An 18,920-nucleotide genomic window follows, 5' to 3' on the forward strand; every position below is an offset into this window, starting at 1 on the left:
CGTTCCAGTATTTATCCTTCCTAGAGCTTATGCTAATCATACGGCTTTGCTAATTCACGGATGAACGAACATGGCGAATGAAGATGAGTTGCGCATTGCCCTGTCGCCGGTGCAGCTTGCGGCGGTGCTGTCTGATGAAAGCGTCACTGAAGGTGAAACGCTCAGTAACCGTCTGCTTGGCGGTTTGGGGCTTGCCGGTGGTGTCGTTGAGCTAATGGGGGCGGGGGTGTTGTGCTATGCGCCGGATCCGACGTTTATCACCAAAGTTGGGTGTGTGGTGGTGGGAACGCATAGCCTGGACAGCATCAAGGCCGCTTCCAATCAGATGATTACCGGGCAGCCAACGACGACTGACACTTATCAGTCTGCCGTTTTATTGGCGCAAACACTGGGTGCCGATCGGGAAACGGCCTATAACGTCGGTTTAACGGTCGATATTGCCGTGCCTTTTGTCTTTGCCGGAGCGGTTGGCGCAGCCAGAGTCGCATCCGTGCGCATGGGGCGGGTTAAGCTGATTGAGCACGAGTCCATTAGCGGTAAATATCCGGGCGGGCACACATTGGCTCGGCATATAAACATAGCTCCGGAAGCGCTTATTGCCAGGCTAGCCAGGCGCCCGAAACTGATCGCGGCAAGTACCTTCAGATCGGTAAAGGAGGCCGAAAAGTATGTATCTGTCACGGTAAAGGCAAACCGCGCAGATATTATGAATTGGGTAAAGTACGCGTCTCCCGGCAGCCGTTTGAGCGTGTATCACAATTTCACAGAATCAGTGGGTTATGGGGTATTACGCGGCAGTACTGACGTCTATCAATGTCACCGGGTTGGCGTTGTGATTGAATTTACCCGCTATAATGGCAAACCTTACTTTATCCTTAGCGCTTTCCCTGCGAGATAAGCCGATGAAAAACAGCGAACTTGATAACCTGATCGTCGTTTATTTTGGTCAAGATTATGACCTGATAAATGCAGAGGGCGATATTACTGCGCTGATCGCAGAGTACATTCGTCTGGCGACTTATCAGCAGCGCGAGGCGTTGATCGAGGAGATAGATGCGTTATTGGCGCAGGATAATGTGGAGTCATTATTCAACCAACGTTTCGGTTTTACCTTCAGCCCTGAGCTATGGGGAACCACCGTTCCCGAATTCCTGCAACAGGCCAGAAGTGCTGCAGTGAAAGCGCTTTGAGCACCATCGTGATTCGCAATCACTTTAGCGAGCTCAGTAGCTTATTCAGTATTTACTTCGGTCAGGATTATGATCTGTTTACTGATGCCGAAATGGCCGAAGGTGTGATTGACGGCTTCCTTAAGCAAAACGGTAGTCAGGTCATCCGCGATATCCTAGAGGAAGCCAAAGAATTTCAGGCCACCTATGCGGGGCGTATAAACGAGGGCATGGCGGAGCATTTTTCAGATGAGTTTATGCCGGAGAGCTGGGGTACTACCGCGGTAGCGTTCTTTGCCATGTTGCAACGAAAAGCAGAGCAAAAGCTGGGGCAGCTTAAACGAATTTAAGCCCCCCAACCCCACCGCCCAAACCTACCCCAAATCCCCCCCATTGCTGGCGATCACTTTCTTATACCACCAGAACGATTTCTTGCGGGTGCGGGCGAGGGTGCCGTTGCCCTGGTCGTCGCGGTCGACGTAGACAAAGCCGTAGCGCTTGCTCATTTCGCCGGTCGAGGCGGCCACCAGGTCGATGCAGCCCCAGGTGGTGTAACCCAGCACCGGCACGCCGTCGGCGATGGCGTCGGCCATGGCGCGGATGTGTTCGCGCAGGTAGCTGATGCGGTAGTCGTCCTCAATCTCGCCTGCTGCATTGAACTCGTCGTGTGCGCCCAGGCCGTTTTCCACCAGGAACAGCGGCTTTTGGTAGCGGTCGTACATCATGTTCATGGTGATGCGCAGCCCCAGCGGATCGATGCCCCAGCCCCAGTCGCTGCGCGGCAGGTGCGGGTTCGCCAGCGATTTCACCACGTTGGCGGCGCTGCTGTTGTTGTCGTTCATGTCGGCGGAGGCGCAGCGCGAGGCGTAGTAGCTAAAGGAGACGAAGTCGACGGTGTGCTTCAGGATGTCGGCGTCTTCCGGTTCCATGACGATGCTCACGCCTTTCTCGCGGAAGACGCGGGCAGCGTAGGAGGGATAAGCGCCGCGCGCTTGCACGTCGATAAAGAACAGGTTCTCGCGGTCTTTCTCCAGCGCGGCCCACACGTCTTCCGGCTTGCTGGACCACGGGTAGAAGTTGCCGCCGGCCAGCATGCAGCCCACCTGGTTGGCGGGGTTCACTTCATGGGCGATGCGCGTCGCCAGCGCGCTGGCCACCAGTTCGTGGTGCGCGGCCTGGTATTTCACCTGTTCAGGGTTTTCGTCCGCTTCAAACACCAGCCCCGCGCCGGAGAACGGGCTGTGCAGCAGGATGTTGATCTCGTTGAAGGTCAGCCAGTATTTCACCAGCCCGTCGAAGGCTTCGAAGCAGGTGCGGGCGTAGCGGGTGAAGAACTCCACCATCCTGCGGCTGCGCCAGGAGCCGTATTCGGTCACCAGGTGCATCGGCACGTCGAAGTGGCACAGGGTCACCAGCGGCTCGATGCCGTATTGGCGGCACTCTTCGAACAGGCTGCGGTAGAAGGCGATGCCTTCGTGGTTGGGCGTCAGTTCGTCGCCGTTGGGGTAAATCCGGCTCCAGGCGATGGAGGTGCGGAACACGGTAAAGCCCATCTCCGCCATCAGCGCGATGTCGTCGCGGTAGCGGTGGTAGAAATCGATGGCGTCGTGGCTGGGGTAAAACTCGTCGTCGCGCAGGCTAAAGCGCTTCTCCAGCCCGAGTTTGACCGTCATGCGGTTGGTGCCGTGCGGGATCATATCGACGGTGGTCAGCCCTTTGCCGCCCTCGCGATAGCCGCCTTCCGCCTGGTTGGCGGCTAAAGCGCCGCCCCATAAAAATCCTTTAGGGAATGTTGAATCGGACATGCAATCCTCTGGTGTCTCAATGCGTTGCGCCGGCGGCGTTCGCCGCCGGTGCGGTTTGGCCGGGCGCGGCGACGTTTTCCGGCAGATCCTCGAAGCCCAGCATCAGCGTGAGCGCGAACGACAGCACCACCGAGAGCGCCATCACCGCCACCACCCACACGATGCTCATCGGGTTGGCCGGATCGAAGAACTGCACGCTGGTGAACAGCCCGGGCGAGGCCATCGAATGGCTGGCCAACCCGCCGATGCCGGCGACCGCGCCGCAGACGAAGCCGCTGATCAGGCTGGCGATCAGCGGCCGTTTCAGGCGCACCGCCACGCCGTACAGCGCCGGTTCGGAAATCCCCGCCACGATGGCGGAAGCGGCGGCGGCCAGCGCGGTCTGGCGCAGCTCGCGGTTCTTGGTTTTCAGCGCCACCGCCAGCGAAGCGCCGCCCAGCGACAGGTTGGCGCCGATCTCCGAAGGCATCACCATGCCCTCTTTGCCGGTCTCGGCGATGGTCTGGATGATGGTCGGGGTGAACACCCGGTGCATGCCGGTGATCACCAGCAGCGGCCAAATCGCTCCCATGATGGCCACGGAAAGCCAGCCCAGGTAGCCGTGCACGGTGTAGACCAGCGCCGAAATGCCGCTGCCGATCCAGATGCCGAGCGGGCCGATAAGCAGAATGGCGATCGGCGCGGCGATCAGCACGATCAGCATCGGCTTGAGGAAGTTCTTGGTCACCGCCGGGGTGATGCGATCCACCCCGCGTTCGATGTGCGACAGGATCCAGGTCATCACCAACGCCGGGATCACCGTGTAGGTGTATTTCACCGCCGTCACCGGGATGAAGGCGAATTCCACCGTCTGGCCCTGCGCCGCCTTGGCCATCAGATCGATAAAGTTGGGATGCACCAGCACCCCGGCGATGGCGATCGCCAGCGACATGTTGGTCTTGAACTTCAGCGCCGCCGAGGCGGCGACCATCACCGGCAGGAAGAAGAACGCGCCGTCGCCGATCACGTTGAGGATGACGAGGGTCGAGGAGCCTTTCTCGAATACCCCGGCCATATCCAGGATCATCGCCAGCAGCTTCACCATCGAGCCGCCGATGATGGCGGGGATCAGGGGCGACATGGTGCCCACCAGCGCGTCGAGAATGCCGGCGCCGATGCCCTTCAGGGTGAGCTTGCGCTTCACCGGGGCGGCGGGGGCCGCCGCGCCCGGCATGCCGAGCGCCAGCACCGCCTGATAGGCTTTGGCCACCTCGTTGCCGATGATCACCTGGCACTGCTCGCCGCTGTGCACCACGCCCAGCACGCCGTCGATGGCCTTCAGCGCCGGCGTGTCGATCCGCGCTTTGTCTTTCACCACGAATCTCAGGCGGGTCATGCAGTGGGTCACGGCCTCGATATTGCCCGTGCCGCCCAGGGCGGCCACGATGGCGTGCGAGATCTCTGCGTAGTTCTTCGGCATGGCGTGTCGTCTCTCAGATAGCAATTCGGATAGCCCAAAGGCGAATATTTACTGCCTGGGCGATCCGTCGTTCCATCCGTATGAAACGCCCATAAGAAACCGGTTTCACAAAATCATGTATTTGTGTTTTGTAGTTGGCAAGAACTATGGTTTTTGGCGTTTCGTTTTCGTGATCTGGATCGTCAGAGGTAAGTGCGCACCGGCGCGCAGGGGCGCGAAAGCGTTCCAAACGCCGGGCGTCTTGGGTAGACTGCGCTGAACCCATGGATTTTGGCGGCGCACAGATGGCAACGATACTCGAGGTGGCGAAAAAGGCCGGCGTTTCAAAGGCGACGGTGTCGCGCGTTTTGTCCGGCAGCGGCTATGTCAGCGAGGAGAAACGCGCATTGGTGGATAAAGCCATCGCGGAAACCGGCTATCGGCCCAACCTGCTGGCGCGCAGCCTGGCGACCAACACCACCCAAACCCTCGGCCTGGTGGTCACCAACACCCTCTACAGCGGCAACTATTTCAGCGAACTGATGGCGCAGTCGGCGCGCATCATGGAGGCGAACGGCCGCCAACTGATCCTGGCGGACGGCAAGCACACCGCCGAAGAGGAGCGGGCCGCCATTCAGTTTTTGCTGGATCTGCGCTGCGACGGGGTGATCATCTACCCGCGTTTTCTGTCGATCGCGGAAATGGACGAGATAGTCTCCCAACACCGCCAGCCGATTCTGGTGATCAACCGGCGGCTGCGGCTGAACGACAGCTACTGCATCTTCAGCGATCAGCACGCCGCCGGCGCGGCGGCGGTGGCGCACCTGATCGCGCGCGGCCATCGCGACATCGCCTTTATCACCGGTTCGCTCGATTCCCCCACCGGGCTGGAGCGGCTTTCCGGCTACAAGTCCGCGCTGGCGCAGCAGGGCATTGCGGTTAACGAGGCGTTGATCGTCGAAGGAAAATGGAACGCGCAAAGCGGCGTGGCGGCGGTCGATGCGCTGCTGGCCGGCGGGCAGCCGTTCAGCGCCATCGTCGCCGGCAACGACGAAATGGCCATCGGCGCGATGAAGCGGCTGGCGGAGCGCGGCGTGGCGGTGCCGGAGGCGGTATCGGTCATCGGCTTCGACGACATCCCGCTGGCGCCCTATACCGTGCCGTCGCTGTCGAGCATGAAGATGCCGGTCACCGAGATGATCCAGGAGACCATCAACCGATTGCTGTCGATGCTGGACGGCGGCGAGCTCAGCAAGCGCCCCAGCTTCCCGGCCAGCCTGATCGAGCGCGAGTCGGTGGCGGCGGGGCCGTATTTTCAAAAAGGGTAAAACGGTAGGGTTGGCTTATTGTTCGCCACGGTAAGTCATATAAATTTTCTGCACTTCAGGATCGTCCATGCTGCCGTAGGAGATATTTTCTTTATCTAAACCATCCAGTCCTTTTATTCCACCGATGATGTTTGGCCAATCATCGCGGCTGGCTATGTCGATGACAAAAGGTTGCAGATATTGGTCGAGATGTCTCTGAGCGGGGGCGTTTATCTCGTCAGTCAAAGCCTGGAGGTAGTCATGCTTATTCGTTTCCGCCCAGTTAATGCTGAACCCGGCACGGAAGCTGAGCTCCATGAAGACTAACAAAATTGTGCGGCCGTTGCCGTCCAGAAAGGGATGTGCGAAAGCCAATAATCCCATGACTTCCCCTGGCCGTTCCCTGAAGCGTTGTTCGTCTGCTGCAAGTCGCAGCGCATAATCAACGGCTCTGCGGATAGAATCAGGACGTTCGAAGACCGTATGGCGCGGTTCGTTGTTTGAGCCTTTGAAGACGGCAAGATGGGGGACCAGCGTGTTTCTGTCCTTTCCCGCCCAAGGATAGAAACCAGAGAACAGGATTTCGTGAACTTTCAGAATAGACGGGTAGTCTATGCGCTGCGTTTGGGCGAGGTAGCTGAGGGCGTCTTCGATGCTTAATTCGAATGAAAGATGTTCTGCCTTTTTTATTTCATCGGGATCTTTAAGCTTCAGGCTATTTTGCAAATAGCCGTTGGCATCAAAATCGCCGAAAGGATCAAACATCATGCTTTGAATTTCTTACGAACGGCCCTCTGTTCGCGGAAATAACGCCCCTGAAGGCTGAGAATTTCAGATTTGGTCAGGATACCTTTTCGTTTAAGGTTAACCAGTAATTGTTCCACCTCATCCAATTCGACAGCGTCGTCAGCCAGGCCGGTAATGGCCACCGCCATACGGCTCATGCCGTCGCGGGAATGTGTAATTTCATGGTCTTTAGCCAGTTGATGAACATAGTTGGCAACGCTAACGATGGCTCTTTGGGTCATGGGGCATCCTCCATTATTGGTCATATTTTAGCATGCCAATACGGCGATGTCGCCAAAGCGCAGCGCGTTGCGATGCGTCAGCGTGCCCCATAGGCGCGTTTTTTCGCCCTTACCCCAACCCCCCAATCCGCTGCCGAATCTCCTCCTCCGGCAAATCCACACCGATAAACACCAGCGTGCTCTTGCGCTCTTCCTCAGGCAGCCATTCCCGATCCCAGTCGGCGTTATACAGCCGCTGCACGCCCTGGAACAGCAGGCGGCGCGGCTCGTCTTCGATAGACAGAATGCCTTTGTAGCGCAGCAGGTTGTCGGCGTATTCCAGCAGCAGGCCTTCCATCACGTCGGAGATTTGCATCAGCGGTAGCGGGCGTTCCAGCGTCACGACAATTGAACGGATGTCGCTCTGCGGCTGCGGGATGCGGCGGAACAGCGGGGTGGCAGGCGTCAGGTTGAGCTTGTCGTTCAGCGTGAAGCCTTCGATGTCGAACAGCACGCTCAGATCGATATCGCCGTGCGTGACCTTGTAGACCGGCGCGCGGGCGTTCATCCGCTGCAGCCGCTGGATCAGCGCCTCGCAGTCCGGCGCCACGTCGGTTTTGGTCAACAGGAGGCGGTCGGCGTAGCCCACCTGTGCCTGGGCGATGCTGAACTGGCTCAGCTGCTGCTCGGCGTGCGCCGCGTCCACCAGGGTGATGATGCCGTCCAGCAGGAAGCGCTCGCACAGGATCTCGTGCGAGAAAAAGGTCTGGGTTATCGGGCCGGGATCGGCCATGCCGGTGCATTCGATGATCAGCCGATCGAACGCCAGCTGGCCGCTGTCGACGCCGTCCAGCAGATCCAGCAGCGCGTCCGCCAGTTCGTTGGACTTGCTGCAGCAGATGCAGCCGTTGCTCAATGTGGTGATGCGGCTGGCGCGATCGCCGATCAGCGCGTCGTCGATCGGCACTTCGCCGAACTCATTCTCGATGACCGCGATTTTATAGCCGTGTTCGGCGTTCAGGATGTGGCGCAGCAGGGTGGTTTTGCCGGCGCCCAAAAAGCCGGTCAGGATGGTGACTGCAATGGGTTTCATACGGGTCCTTGTGACTGCGGGTTAACAGCAGCGCATGCCGCCTTTGCCGTCGCCGCCGTAGCGCGCTTGCTGGCGCTCGCGGAAAAATTCTTTATAGGTCATCACCGGCTTGTCCGGGTGGTTGTCTTTCATGTGCTGGACGTAGGTATCGTAGTCAGGCACGCCCACCAACATGCGCGCCGCCTGCCCGAGGTACTTCCCCGCCTGGCCGAGATTTCCGAACATAAGCCTTCTCCAACTCTACCCTGCATCACTACAGCGCTTGCTTTAGCCTGATATTAGGGGAAGCCGGGGGATGGGGTTCCCGCAGGGATGCCCCACCTCCGGGTCGCCCCGGGTATCTCGATTGCATCGCGCCGCACGCCTGGCACCTTGCGATGCACAGGCCGTGCGGCTTTGGGTACTGCTTAACGTTTATTATGCAGGGTATCCGTTAAATCACATCAATGCTGGGTCGAAACTTTGACCTCCCCCTCAGTTACGCCGTCGGCGGGCGCGGCCTGCGGCACCGGCACGTAAGGCGTTTCCTGATCGGTGCGTTTCGGGTTCTTGTGCGCCGCCATCGCGGTTTTCACCCCGTAGAAGATGATGCTGTACACCACCAGCAGGAACAGAATGCTCAGCCCGGCGTTGGTGTAGTTGTTCACCACGATGTGGTTCATGTTGGCGATCTGCTGGGCGCTCAGCTCGGCGCCGCCCTCGGCGATTTTGCGTTTGTATTCGCCGGCCAGGAAGAAGAAGCCTTCCAGCTGCGGGTTGTCGCTGAACAGCTTCAAGCCCAGCGCGTAGGTGGTGCAGATTAGCAGCCACACCGCCGGCAGCACGGTCACCCAGATGTATTGGGTGCGCTTCATCTTAATCAGCACCACGGTGCCCAGCACCAGCGCCACGGCGGCCAGCATCTGGTTGGATATGCCGAATAGCGGCCACAGGCTCTTCACGCCGCCGAGCGGATCCACCACGCCCTGATACAGCAGGTAGCCCCACAGCCCGACGCAGCCGGCGGTGCCGATGATGCCGGCCACCAGCGAGTCGGTTTTCTTCAGGAACGGCACGAAGTTGCCGAGCAGATCCTGCAGCATAAAGCGGCCGGAACGGGTGCCGGCGTCCAGTGCGGTCAGGATGAACAGCGCCTCGAACAGAATGCCGAAGTGATACCAGAAGCCCATGTTGGCGCCCGGAATGATCTGGTGGAACACGTGGGCGATGCCCACCGCCAGCGTTGGCGCGCCGCCGGCGCGGTTCAGCACCGAAGGTTCGCCGATGTCGGTGGCGGTCTGCAGGATCTGTTCCGGGCTGATGACGAAGCCCCAGGAGCTGACCGCCGCCGCCGCGTGCACGGTCACGTCCTTCAGCGAAGCCATGATCATCGGCGCGTCTTCGGTGCCCAGGCGGTGCAGATCCGGCATGGTGATGCCCAGCGCCGCCGGCGGGGTGTTCATGGCGAAGTACAGGCCCGGCTCGATGATGGAAGCCGCCACCAGCGCCATGATGGCGACGAAGGACTCCATCAGCATCGCGCCGTAGCCGATAAAGCGCGCGTCGGTCTCATTGGCCAGCAGCTTTGGCGTGGTGCCGGAGGCGATCAGCGCGTGGAAGCCGGAGACCGCGCCGCAGGCGATGGTGATGAACAGGAACGGGAACAAGGTGCCTTTCCACACCGGGCCGGTGCCGTCGACGAACTGGGTCACCGCCGGCATTTTCAGCTCGGGGTTGAGGATCACGATGCCGATCGCCAGCCCGACGATCACCCCGATTTTCAGGAAGGTGGCCAGGTAGTCGCGCGGCGCCAGGATCAGCCACACCGGCAGCAGGGCGGAGACGAACGCGTAGCCGATCAGCGTGAAGGTGATGGTGGTGTCTTTAAAGGTCAGCGCCGGGCCCCAGTACGGGTCGTGCGCCACCACGCCGCCGAACCAGATGGCGGCCACCAGCAGCACGATGCCGATGATTGATACTTCACCCACGCGGCCGGGGCGCAGGTAGCGCATGTAGATGCCCATAAACAGCGCGATAGGCACGGTGGAGCAGACGGTGAACACGCCCCACGGGCTTTCCGCCAGCGCTTTCACCACGATCAGCGCCAGCACCGCCAGGATGATGATCATGATCAGGAAGCAGCCGAACAGCGCGATGGTGCCCGGTATCGGCCCCATCTCTTTTTTGATGATCTCACCGAGCGAGGCGCCGTTGCGGCGCGAGGAGATGAACAGCACCATAAAGTCCTGCACCGCCCCCGCCAGCACTACGCCGCCCAGCAGCCACAGCGTGCCGGGCAGGTAGCCGACCTGCGCGGCCAGCACCGGCCCCACCAGCGGCCCGGCGCCGGCGATGGCGGCGAAGTGGTGGCCGAACAGCACGTTCTTGTTGGTCGGCACGTAGTTGAGGCCGTCGTTGTTGACCACCGCCGGGGTGGCACGGCCGGCGTCCAGCTTCATCACCCTGGTGGCGATGTACAGGCTGTAGTAGCGGTAGGCCACCAGATACACCGCCACCGAAGCGACGACGATCCACAGCGCGCTGATGTGTTCGCCGCGGCGCAGCGCCACCACGCCGAGGCAGGCTGCGCCGAGTATCCCCAGCAGCATCCACGGAATGTGCTTTAAAATCCCCTCTCGTTTCATGAGGTATCCTTAATTCCAGTCTGCAAAATATGAATGAACTCATCCGCTTGTAAGAGATGTCAGAGTGGCGCGGTGAGCCGTAGCGTCTTTCCCGAGGTAAGGCGGGTTTAGGAACAGCTCATCATCGCCGGCGGTTAGGGGGGAAGACAGGCGTATTTCGGTCAGCGGTCAGATCCGCCGGGTGAACGGTTGGATTGGCGGGGTGAGCGGTTTGTTGCATAACCAACAGCCGCCCGTCAGCCGCTGTTGCCAATGCAGCACCCGCCCGCACCCGTCGGCTTTAAACGCCCGGTTTTTCAGCCAGATACCTTAACGTGGCGATTGGCACGCATCCTGCTATCGGTTTTATAACCAAAACAAGGTTTTCAATATTTGGAAATCAATAATGGTTATATGCGCGCCGCATAACGGCGCCGACGGTCAGAGGGAGAGAAGCATGTCAGCAGCAAACCACTCGCAGCAGCCGATTCAGTTCGCCTACTGGGTGCCGAACGTTTCCGGCGGCCTGGTGATCAGCAATATCCCGCAGCGCACCGGTTGGGACATCGGTTATAACCGCAAGCTGGCGCAGATCGCCGAGCGCGCCGGTTTCGACTACGCGCTTACCCAGATCCGCTTCACCGCCGGTTACGGCGCGGAGAACCAGCACGAGTCGGTGTCGTTCTCACAGGCCCTGCTGGACGCCACCGAAAAGCTGAAAGTGATCGCCGCGCTGCTGCCGGGGCCGTGGAACCCCACGCTGGCGGCCAAACAGATCGCCACCATCAGCCATCTTTCCAACGCGCGCATCGCGGTGAACATTGTCAGCGGCTGGTTCCGCGGCGAGTTCAAGGCCATCGGCGAGCCGTGGCTGGATCATGAGGAGCGCTACCTGCGCTCGGAAGAGTTTATCCGCTGCCTGCGCGGCATCTGGACTGAGCCCAGCTTCACCTTCGCCGGCGATTTCTACCGTTTCCGCGACTACTCGCTGAAGCCGAAGCCGCTGGCGCCGTTGCCGGAAATTTTCCAGGGCGGCAGCTCACGCGCGGCGCGCGACATGGCGGCGCGGGTCTCGGACTGGTATTTCACCAACGGCAACAGCGTGGAGGGCATTCGCCGGCAGGTGGAGGACATCCAGAGCAAGGCGCAGGCCAATCACCATCGGGTGAAGGTGGGGGTGAACGGTTTCGTCATCGCCCGCGAGAGCGAACAGGCGGCGCAGGCGGTGCTGCAGGAGATCATCGATCACGCCAACCCGGAGGCGGTGCAGGGCTTCGGGCACGAGGTGAAAAACGCCGGGGCGGCCTCGCCCGAGGGCGAGGGCAACTGGGCCAAGTCCACCTTCGAAGATTTGGTGCAGTATAACGACGGCTTTAAAACCAACCTGATCGGCACGCCGCAGCAGATCGCCGAGCGCATCATCGCGTTGAAAGACGCCGGGGTGGATCTGCTGTTGCTGGCGTTTCTGCACTTCCAGGAAGAGGTGGAGTACTTCGGCCGTGAAGTGATCCCGCTGGTGCGCGAACTGGAGCGCCAGCGGGCGGCGGCCTGAGCGTTCAACCCGTTTGCAGGGTTTGCAGCAGGTGGATAAAGGCGGCGCTGAGCGGCGGCGTGGCCGGCTCATGGCGGGTAAAGACATAAAAGCGCGCGCTGATGTCGATCCCCTGCGTCGGGATTTTCTGCAGGTGCAGCTGCGGGGCGTAGTGCGCGACGACCCGATCGCTCAGCAGCGCGATATAGCCCTGCCGCCTGACCAGGCACCAGGTCGCCAGAAAGGAGTCGGTCTCGACGATCTGGCCGTGCGGCGTGTAACGCTCGGCGATCTCGCGGATGGCGGCGTGCCCCACCGAGCAGGAGCGCGGCACCACCCATTTGGCTTCGGCTGGCGGCTGCCCGGCGGCGGTCAGGTCGCCCCCTTGATAGAGCGAGAAGCGCTCGCTCTTCAGCGCCTGCATCGCCAGATCGGCGCCGCCCGCCGCGCCGTTCAGGCTGCTGACCGCCAAATCCAGCTCGCAGTTTCTCAGCCGGGCGAGCAGGCCTTCCGGGCCGTCTTCCACCACCGTCACCCGGGTATGCGGGTAGCGGCGGTTGAAGCCTTCGAGCACCTGGGGCAGGTAGCACAGCAGCGGATCGACGCTCATCCCCACCCGCAGGCGCTTCTCGCCGCCGGCGCTCATGCCGCGCAGCTCGTCAAACGCGCTGAGCAACTGATTGGTGGCGGCGTCTATCCGCCGGTAAAACAGCTCGCCGACCGCCGTCAGGCGCACGCCGCGGTTGCTGCGCTCCAGCAACCGCGCGCCGATGGACATTTCCAGCTCTTTGAGCATCCGGCTTAGCGTCGGTTGCGAGACGGCCAGTTTTTTCGCGGCATCGTGCAAACTTCCGCAGTGAACGATGTCTTTGAACATCGTCAGATGAGCCAGTTTTGGCATGGTTTTCATGGTGGATCTCCCTGGAAGTGAACGGCATTAGCCGGAGCCGGCGATGCGGCTGTAATAGGCCTGTTTCATCATGCTGTCGTTCAGCAGTTTATTGATGGTCTGGTCGAGCACCGGCGTGGTGACGGAGGCCGGCATCAGCGTGGCGGTGATCTCCACGTCGTCGTCGCCAAAGGGTTCGATATCCAGATGCGAGATAAAGCAGTTTTCTCCTTGCAGCACCTGTTTGAATTTGGCCAGCGCTTCACGCTGTTCATGCTCGAAGGCAATGACGCAAATCTGGTAGGTGGATTCGCCGTTAACGTCATTGAAGGGCTGTTTGTTGACCATATTGACCAGCGGGCGCAGCAGGGTGTTGGCGGCGAGCACGAACAGCGTGGCGGCCAGCGCATCGCCGTACAGGCCGCAGCCGGCGCAGGCGCCGACCGCCGCGGAGCCCCAGAGCGTGGCGGCGGTGTTCAGGCCGCGGATGTTCATCCCTTCTTTCATGATGGCCCCGGCGCCGAGAAAGCCGACGCCGGAGACCACGTAGGAGATGACGCGCACCGCGCCGCCGCTGCCGTCGATGGTCATGGCCAGGTGGACGAAGATCGCCGCGCTGGTGGCCACCAGCGTATTGGTACGCAGCCCGGCGGTACGCTGGCGGAATTGTCTTTCATAGCCGATGGCGGCGCCCAGGACGGACGCGGTCAGCAGCGTCAGCAGTGTATGAATGAAATGCATGATAATAACTCGATGTATTATCCGCTTATCATGAGCCACCCGTGGCGGGGTGACTCTTGATAAACAGGTAGTTAAGTTGGCGGGATCCGTCCCGCCAGACCAGGGTGGCGCTCAGTGCGCGGCGGCGATCTGCCGGCTGAGCGTCTCGCTGATTTTGTCCGTCAGCGGCTGCATCCCCTCGCGGGTGCGCGTCTCGCGGCGCTGCGCGATGTGATAGCAGCCGTCGAGGGTGCCGGCGCCCAGCAGGAGGATGCGATCAGACATCATCACCGCTTCCTCTACGCTGTGGGTCACCAGCACGATGGAGCGGGTTTTGATCTGGCGCGAGCTCCAGATGCGCAGCAGATCGCTGCGCAGGTGTTCGCCGGTATAGACGTCCAGCGCGGAAAAGGGCTCGTCCAGCAACAGCAGCATCGGTTCTACCGCCAGCGCGCGCGCAAAGCCGACCCGCTGGCGCATGCCGCCGGAAAGCTCGCGCGGGTAGGCGTCGCGGTAGGGCGTGAGCCCGACCAGATCGAGCATTTTCAGCGTCTGGGTTTCGACCACCTGCGGCGGCAGATCCTGCGCCTGCAGCCCGAAGGCGATATTTTGGTAGACGTTCAGCCACGGGAAAATGGCGAAGGTCTGGAACACCATGTTGATCTGCGGATTCGGCCCCGAGACTTTTTTATCCCCCAGCATCACGGTGCCCAGATCCGGCGCGATCAGACCGGAAAGTATGCGCAGCAGGGTGGACTTGCCCGAGCCGGACTGCCCCAAAATGCTGACGACCTCGTTATCGTAGAGGCGCAGGTTGATTTCATTCAGCACCAGGCGTTTTTCTTTACCGGTAGGCTGAACGCTTTTGCTGACGTTATTAACCGTCAGCAGCGTGGTTTTTTTTACCATCATGATGTTTCTCCACTCAATTAAAAATATGAGCATGGAAAAATGGCCGATAGTTATCGCCGCGCAGGGGTAAAATAAATGCGAGCGCAAATAAGCCTGAGCGTTATCGGACTGTTAATAAGCGTATGCTGGAAGGATTAGCCTGTCAGGCGCGCCGGAGCGGCGTGCGCGGAGGCCATGCGCTGAAGGGGTAAAGCGAAGGGATGTGGTAACTGACGCATATCCTGACACTTTCAGGATGCAATGGGATGACTATTGCTCCTGTGACCTCAGCGATTCCAACAATAAAATAAACAACCAACTGTCGCCGTCCATATCATTTCCCCGTTATTTTTCGTGTGGCCATAATACGCGTGATATTGCCTGTGATTCAATGTGGTTAGGCGGAATTATCGCGGCAAAATGTAATTTAATATGAATACGGGAAAGTTTTTCTTTATTTATTAAACGGGGCGTCAACGAAAATCATGAGAATGAATATAGGCGCTATTTTATGGAAATATAAACCTGAATTAAACGAGAGAATAACAGGGCGGGCGCAAGACAAATAATGAACCGGCCGCAGCGCGCGCTGCGGCCGGTATCGGGTCAGAACTGATACATGATGCCGGTTTCGACAATGTCGTCGGCGCCGGCGCCGACGGCGTTCTGCCGTTGCAGCAGGTTGAGCTTGTACTCCACGTAGGTCGACATATTGGCGTTGAAGCTGTAGTTCAGCGCCAGATCCAGGTATTTGACCAGATCGGCGTCGCCGATGCCGGGCAGGTTACGGCCGCGCGTTTGCAGGTAGGCCACCGAGGGCGTGACGCCGGAATCGAAGTGATACTGCGCGACCGCCTCGACGGCGTCCGCGCGGGGGGCGAAGCCGGCGTAGCGATCGCCGTCGACATAGGTCATGTTTTCGGTGCGCGCATAGCTGGCCGCCAGGTAGAGGTTGTCCAGATCGTATTTCAGCCCCAGCGTCCAGGCCCGGGCGCGATCGCCGTCAGCCAGGCCGAAGCGCTGCTGCGCCAGGGTGCGCGCAGAGTTGGCGTAGGCGGCGCCAAAGTTTAGCCCCACGCCGGTGTCGTAGGTGGCGGAAAAGGCGTAGCCATCGCCGTTTTGCGTCTGAATATCCTTCGCCCGCAGAGCGTCGTCCCCCCGATTCTTCCCCTGATATTGCAGGCCGAGATCCAGACCGTCCAACAGCCCGCCCAGGCTGCGGTTGTGGTAGGTCAGCAGACCGTTGGCGCGGCCGGTCATGAAGTTGTCGGCCGCTTCGTAGCTGTCGTTGCCGAATTCGGGCAGCACGTCCGTCCAGCCGGCCACGTCATACAGCAGGCCGTAGTTGCGGCCGTAGTCCAGGCTGCCCCAGCGGCCGAACGTCAGCCCGGCGAAGCCCAGCCGGGTATAGCTATTGCCCGGCCCGGCGCTTTCCGCCTGATCGAGCCCCGCCTGATATTCCCATTGGCCATACCCTGTCAGCCCGTCGGCGATCTGCGTCTCGCCTTTGAAACCGAAACGGGTGTAGGAGCGATCGCCGTTATTGTCGGCATCGCTGCTGAAGTAATGCACCCCGTTCAGTTGACCGTACAGATCCAGTTTATTGCCGTCTTTATTGACGATTTCTGCCCCGGCGGCGGCCGCCGGCATCAGGATGACCAGCGCCATCAGTAAGCTTTTATGTTTCATTTCACTACCCTGAGTTAACGAAAATGCGGCCTTATCCGGCCGGTTGCGCCCGCGCGATTTTTTTGTACAGGCAGCTGCGGATCCGATCGGTGAGGTGCCGCAGGCTGTCCCGGTTGCGCGCCGCGCGGGGAATATTGATGCTGAATTCGTCATCGATCCGTTTGCTGGTCGCGTCCAGGATCAGCACCCGATCGGACATCAGCACCGCCTCTTCGACGTCGTGCGTCACCATCACCATGGCGCGCGTGCGCAGCCGGTTGTCTCCCCACAGCGCCAGCAGATCGCTACGCAGTTTTTGCGCGGTAAAGATATCGAGGGCGGAGAAGGGCTCGTCCAGCAGCAAGACATCGGGCTCTACCGCCAACGCCCGGGCGAAGCCCACCCGTTGGCGCATGCCGCCCGACAGCTCGCGCGGCCAGGCGTGCTCATAGCCGCTCAGCCCCACCAGGCGCAGCAGCGCCTCCAGCCGCTCGGCGATCGTCTGCGGCGGCAGCTTTTGCGCCAGCAGGCCGAAGGCGATGTTGTCGTACACCGTCAGCCAGGGGTAGAGCGCGTAGGATTGAAACACCATGCCGGCGTTGGCGCTCGGGCCGCAGACCGGTTTGCCCGCCAGGGTGAGCGTGCCGCTGTCCGGCGGGATCAGCCCGGCCAGCATGCGCAGCAGCGTGGACTTACCCGAACCGGATTGCCCCAGAATGGTGACGAACTCGCCGGCGTGCACGGTCAGCGACACGTCGCGCAGCACGGGGGTGGGGCGCTTGTTTTCGCCGATAAACGTCTTGTTCAATCGACGGGCGCTGATAATCACGTCTTGAGTCAGCATGTTGTTCCCCCTTGATCAGTCATATTTGAATTTGGTTTCCGCAATGCGATACAGCGGTTGCCAGACGAAGATGATGCACAGCGCCACCAGCGCGCACATCGCGGCGCAGCCCAGTGCGGACTCCGGGTTCTTGCCGGCGTCGGTGACGACGGAAATGAACGCGCCCAGCCCGGTGGCGCTGAGGGTGGTGCTGCCCCATTGGATCACTTCGGCGGCGATGGCGCTGTTCCAGGCGCCGCCGGCGGCGGAGATGATGCCGGTCACGATGTAGGGGAAGATCGCCGGCAGCATGTAGTAGCGCCACCAGCGGAAACGGCGCAGCCCGAAGGTTTCGCTGACCTCGGTGATCTGCGTCGGAATGGCGGAAACGCCTGCGATCACGTTGAACAACACGTACCACTGGGTGCCCAGCATGATCATCGGAATGGCCCACCAGCCGAGATCCTGATGATAAATGGCGATGAAGGCGGCGATCAGCGGGTAGAAAATATTGGGCGGAATGGCCGCCAGGATCTGGATGATCGGCTGGAAGATCTTCACCAGGCGCGGATTCAGGCCGATCCACACCCCCAGCGGCGTGAAGATCGCCACGCTGAGCAGCATGGCCGCGGCCACGCGCGCGGTGGTGAGCAGCATCCACTCCGGCAGCATGGCGAAGTACTGTTTGGGGAAGTATTCCCACAGCCGGTAACCGAACCAGACGCAGGCCAGCACCACGCCGAGATACCACAGGCTGCGCCACAGCCAATTGCCTTTGGCGGCGAGGCGAAACAGGCGGTGCAGGCCGAGGGCGTACCACAGCCGCGGCAGCTTGAACAGCCACAGATCAGCCAGCGCGCGCAGCGTGCGGCCGAGCGCCGCGCCGACGTGCGAAAAGGCCAGACTGTTGTAGAACCACGGATTGCCGAGCGCCCGATTGGCGGTAACGTCTTCGTATTTGAAGCGGGCGGTGTAACGCACCAGCGGGCGGAAAACCAGCTGATCGAGCAGCACGATGTTGGCGGCCAGCGCGACGATCGCATACAGGATCGCCGGCACGTTTTGCTGCGCCAGCGCTTCGGCGATATAGGAGCCGACGCCGGGCAGTTCGACCGAGCGATCGCCGACCGGAATGGCTTCGGAGGCCACCAGGGCGAACCAGGCGGCGGATTGCGACACCATGGCGTTCCACAGCAGGCCCGGCACCGAATAGATGAATTCCAGCCGCCAGAAGCGTTGCCACGGGTTGTAATTGAAGCTGCGGGCGGCTTCGTCCAGCTCCTTGGGCACGATGCGCAGCGTCTGATACAGCGTCAGCATCATGTTCCAGGCCTGGCCGGTAAACACCGCGAAGATGGCGGTGCACTCCAGCCCCATCACGCTGTGCGGGTAGAGGTTGAGAAAGTACACGGTCGTGAAGGTCAGGAACCCCACCAGCGGCACCGACTCCATAAAGTTGACGAAGGGCAGGATCACCCGGCGCAGCGGCGCATAGCGCGCGGCCAGCACGGCGAACACCACAGAAAACAGCAGCGACCAGGCCATGCCGAGGAGAAAGCGCATGCTGGTTCTGAGCGAATAATAAAGCAGGTTCCAGGCATCGAGACTAATGGCAGAGACATTTTGTTCATTGAAGTCGCCGTGCATGTCGCCCCACGCGCGAATAAAAAAGGCAATGAAGAAAACGCCGATGGCGATAACGATAAAGTCATTTAAATAAGACTTTCTGAAAACAGATGTACCCCGGTTATTTTGCATAACGCAATACCTTATTTTTCCCATAAGAAATCCGTCGGCGCTCGGGTAATAGGCCCGGCGACATCAGATAAATACCGCCACAGCGGTTGAGACAAACGTTATTTTCGCAGCGAGGCGATGGGTGGGCAGGCAGAGCGGGAAAGGCCGTCAGAAGGGGAGCGGTTGCCGCATTCCGTGTCTTTCAGAATGCAACGTGGATGGCATTACTGAAAGGTGCC

At 60.5% G+C, this 18,920-nt stretch carries 18 protein-coding genes; 5 read left to right on the top strand and 13 right to left on the bottom strand.

Annotation, left to right across the window (positions count from 1 at the left end; translation table 11 throughout):
* Positions 1–70: 70 nt before the first annotated feature.
* Genes ACP3TA_RS08190 through ACP3TA_RS08200 form a run of 3 tightly spaced genes read left to right on the top strand, consistent with a single transcriptional unit; the run spans position 71 to position 1,519 of the window.
* The gene (locus ACP3TA_RS08190; protein WP_164119935.1) at positions 71–898 is read left to right on the top strand and encodes an RNase A-like domain-containing protein; all 828 of its coding nucleotides are present in this window, start codon (positions 71–73) and stop codon (positions 896–898) included.
* Between the two features lie 4 nt (positions 899–902).
* Entirely contained in the window at positions 903–1,190 is a 288-nt protein-coding gene (locus ACP3TA_RS08195; protein ID WP_164119936.1) for a contact-dependent growth inhibition system immunity protein, read from the top strand.
* Positions 1,187–1,519 carry a contact-dependent growth inhibition system immunity protein gene (locus ACP3TA_RS08200; protein WP_164119937.1) on the top strand — a complete coding sequence of 111 codons (333 nt, stop codon included), beginning with the start codon at positions 1,187–1,189 and terminating at the stop codon, positions 1,517–1,519. The genes ACP3TA_RS08195 and ACP3TA_RS08200 overlap by 4 nt, the downstream gene beginning before the upstream one ends.
* Positions 1,520–1,543: 24 nt before the next feature.
* On the opposite strand, the gene ACP3TA_RS08205 is transcribed toward ACP3TA_RS08200, so the two are convergent.
* Together ACP3TA_RS08205 and ascF are read right to left on the bottom strand one after the other, a co-directional pair.
* Positions 1,544–2,974, bottom strand: a complete 1,431-nt coding sequence (locus tag ACP3TA_RS08205) for a 6-phospho-beta-glucosidase (protein WP_206196480.1) — start codon at positions 2,972–2,974, stop codon at positions 1,544–1,546.
* Between the two features lie 16 nt (positions 2,975–2,990).
* Positions 2,991–4,433, bottom strand: coding sequence for a PTS cellobiose/arbutin/salicin transporter subunit IIBC (gene ascF / locus ACP3TA_RS08210; RefSeq protein ID WP_426784577.1), 1,443 nt, complete (start codon positions 4,431–4,433; stop codon positions 2,991–2,993).
* Positions 4,434–4,717: 284 nt separating this feature from the next.
* Between ascF and ACP3TA_RS08215 the strand changes: the two genes are divergently transcribed.
* Complete coding sequence (locus ACP3TA_RS08215; RefSeq protein WP_142001843.1) at positions 4,718–5,740, top strand: LacI family DNA-binding transcriptional regulator; 1,023 nt, start codon at positions 4,718–4,720, stop codon at positions 5,738–5,740.
* A gap of 15 nt (positions 5,741–5,755) precedes the next feature.
* Here ACP3TA_RS08215 and ACP3TA_RS08220 read toward each other — a convergent pair whose 3' ends face one another.
* The 5 genes from ACP3TA_RS08220 to ACP3TA_RS08240 form a co-directional block, all read right to left on the bottom strand.
* Entirely contained in the window at positions 5,756–6,487 is a 732-nt protein-coding gene (locus tag ACP3TA_RS08220; protein ID WP_069100387.1) for a Fic/DOC family protein, read from the bottom strand.
* Positions 6,484–6,747, bottom strand: a complete 264-nt coding sequence (locus ACP3TA_RS08225; protein ID WP_047025142.1) for a hypothetical protein — start codon at positions 6,745–6,747, stop codon at positions 6,484–6,486. The genes ACP3TA_RS08220 and ACP3TA_RS08225 overlap by 4 nt, the downstream gene beginning before the upstream one ends.
* A gap of 109 nt (positions 6,748–6,856) precedes the next feature.
* Entirely contained in the window at positions 6,857–7,819 is a 963-nt protein-coding gene (gene yjiA / locus ACP3TA_RS08230) for a GTPase (RefSeq protein WP_426784578.1), read from the bottom strand.
* Between the two features lie 21 nt (positions 7,820–7,840).
* Positions 7,841–8,044 (bottom strand): YbdD/YjiX family protein, encoded by a 204-nt coding sequence (locus tag ACP3TA_RS08235; RefSeq protein ID WP_004953088.1) that lies wholly within the window; start codon positions 8,042–8,044, stop codon positions 7,841–7,843.
* A gap of 218 nt (positions 8,045–8,262) precedes the next feature.
* Positions 8,263–10,443 carry a carbon starvation CstA family protein gene (locus ACP3TA_RS08240; RefSeq protein WP_033631682.1) on the bottom strand — a complete coding sequence of 727 codons (2,181 nt, stop codon included), beginning with the start codon at positions 10,441–10,443 and terminating at the stop codon, positions 8,263–8,265.
* 436 nt (positions 10,444–10,879) lie between these two features.
* Here ACP3TA_RS08240 and sfnG point away from each other — a divergent pair, with 436 nt between their 5' ends.
* On the top strand, positions 10,880–11,974 hold the full coding sequence (gene sfnG, locus ACP3TA_RS08245; protein WP_025305137.1) for a dimethylsulfone monooxygenase SfnG: 1,095 nt from the start codon (positions 10,880–10,882) through the stop codon (positions 11,972–11,974).
* 4 nt (positions 11,975–11,978) lie between these two features.
* On the opposite strand, the gene ACP3TA_RS08250 is transcribed toward sfnG, so the two are convergent.
* From ACP3TA_RS08250 to ACP3TA_RS08275, 6 genes are all read right to left on the bottom strand, one after another.
* Entirely contained in the window at positions 11,979–12,863 is an 885-nt protein-coding gene (locus ACP3TA_RS08250) for a LysR family transcriptional regulator (RefSeq protein WP_426784579.1), read from the bottom strand.
* A 27-nt stretch (positions 12,864–12,890) separates the two neighbouring features.
* A complete protein-coding gene (locus ACP3TA_RS08255; RefSeq protein WP_019453282.1) occupies positions 12,891–13,583 on the bottom strand; it encodes an MgtC/SapB family protein in 693 nt (230 codons plus the stop codon).
* Between the two features lie 111 nt (positions 13,584–13,694).
* A complete protein-coding gene (locus tag ACP3TA_RS08260; RefSeq protein ID WP_060434086.1) occupies positions 13,695–14,474 on the bottom strand; it encodes an ABC transporter ATP-binding protein in 780 nt (259 codons plus the stop codon).
* Between the two features lie 585 nt (positions 14,475–15,059).
* Complete coding sequence (locus tag ACP3TA_RS08265; protein ID WP_089195419.1) at positions 15,060–16,142, bottom strand: porin; 1,083 nt, start codon at positions 16,140–16,142, stop codon at positions 15,060–15,062.
* Positions 16,143–16,173: 31 nt separating this feature from the next.
* Positions 16,174–16,965 (bottom strand): ABC transporter ATP-binding protein, encoded by a 792-nt coding sequence (locus ACP3TA_RS08270; RefSeq protein ID WP_033651402.1) that lies wholly within the window; start codon positions 16,963–16,965, stop codon positions 16,174–16,176.
* Positions 16,966–16,980: 15 nt separating this feature from the next.
* A complete protein-coding gene (locus tag ACP3TA_RS08275; RefSeq protein ID WP_089192526.1) occupies positions 16,981–18,507 on the bottom strand; it encodes an ABC transporter permease subunit in 1,527 nt (508 codons plus the stop codon).
* Between the last annotated feature and the right edge of the window lie 413 nt (positions 18,508–18,920).

This window comes from Serratia sp. 2C06 (genome assembly GCF_050037615.1).
GTDB classification, from domain to species: domain Bacteria; phylum Pseudomonadota; class Gammaproteobacteria; order Enterobacterales; family Enterobacteriaceae; genus Serratia; species Serratia ureilytica.

What these genes read in the sequence shown, in the direction of transcription:
- ACP3TA_RS08190 (WP_164119935.1), top strand. Translation starts at nt 71, where the DNA reads ATGGCGAATGAAGATGAGTTGCGCATTGCCCTGTCGCCGGTGCAGCTT.
- ACP3TA_RS08195 (WP_164119936.1), top strand. Translation starts at nt 903, where the DNA reads ATGAAAAACAGCGAACTTGATAACCTGATCGTCGTTTATTTTGGTCAA.
- ACP3TA_RS08205 (WP_206196480.1), bottom strand. Translation starts at nt 2,974, where the DNA reads ATGTCCGATTCAACATTCCCTAAAGGATTTTTATGGGGCGGCGCTTTA.
- ascF (WP_426784577.1), bottom strand. Translation starts at nt 4,433, where the DNA reads ATGCCGAAGAACTACGCAGAGATCTCGCACGCCATCGTGGCCGCCCTG.
- ACP3TA_RS08215 (WP_142001843.1), top strand. Translation starts at nt 4,718, where the DNA reads ATGGCAACGATACTCGAGGTGGCGAAAAAGGCCGGCGTTTCAAAGGCG.
- ACP3TA_RS08220 (WP_069100387.1), bottom strand. Translation starts at nt 6,487, where the DNA reads ATGATGTTTGATCCTTTCGGCGATTTTGATGCCAACGGCTATTTGCAA.
- ACP3TA_RS08225 (WP_047025142.1), bottom strand. Translation starts at nt 6,747, where the DNA reads ATGACCCAAAGAGCCATCGTTAGCGTTGCCAACTATGTTCATCAACTG.
- yjiA (WP_426784578.1), bottom strand. Translation starts at nt 7,819, where the DNA reads ATGAAACCCATTGCAGTCACCATCCTGACCGGCTTTTTGGGCGCCGGC.
- ACP3TA_RS08235 (WP_004953088.1), bottom strand. Translation starts at nt 8,044, where the DNA reads ATGTTCGGAAATCTCGGCCAGGCGGGGAAGTACCTCGGGCAGGCGGCG.
- ACP3TA_RS08240 (WP_033631682.1), bottom strand. Translation starts at nt 10,443, where the DNA reads ATGAAACGAGAGGGGATTTTAAAGCACATTCCGTGGATGCTGCTGGGG.
- sfnG (WP_025305137.1), top strand. Translation starts at nt 10,880, where the DNA reads ATGTCAGCAGCAAACCACTCGCAGCAGCCGATTCAGTTCGCCTACTGG.
- ACP3TA_RS08250 (WP_426784579.1), bottom strand. Translation starts at nt 12,863, where the DNA reads ATGAAAACCATGCCAAAACTGGCTCATCTGACGATGTTCAAAGACATC.
- ACP3TA_RS08255 (WP_019453282.1), bottom strand. Translation starts at nt 13,583, where the DNA reads ATGCATTTCATTCATACACTGCTGACGCTGCTGACCGCGTCCGTCCTG.
- ACP3TA_RS08260 (WP_060434086.1), bottom strand. Translation starts at nt 14,474, where the DNA reads ATGATGGTAAAAAAAACCACGCTGCTGACGGTTAATAACGTCAGCAAA.
- ACP3TA_RS08265 (WP_089195419.1), bottom strand. Translation starts at nt 16,142, where the DNA reads ATGAAACATAAAAGCTTACTGATGGCGCTGGTCATCCTGATGCCGGCG.
- ACP3TA_RS08270 (WP_033651402.1), bottom strand. Translation starts at nt 16,965, where the DNA reads ATGCTGACTCAAGACGTGATTATCAGCGCCCGTCGATTGAACAAGACG.
- ACP3TA_RS08275 (WP_089192526.1), bottom strand. Translation starts at nt 18,507, where the DNA reads ATGCGCTTTCTCCTCGGCATGGCCTGGTCGCTGCTGTTTTCTGTGGTG.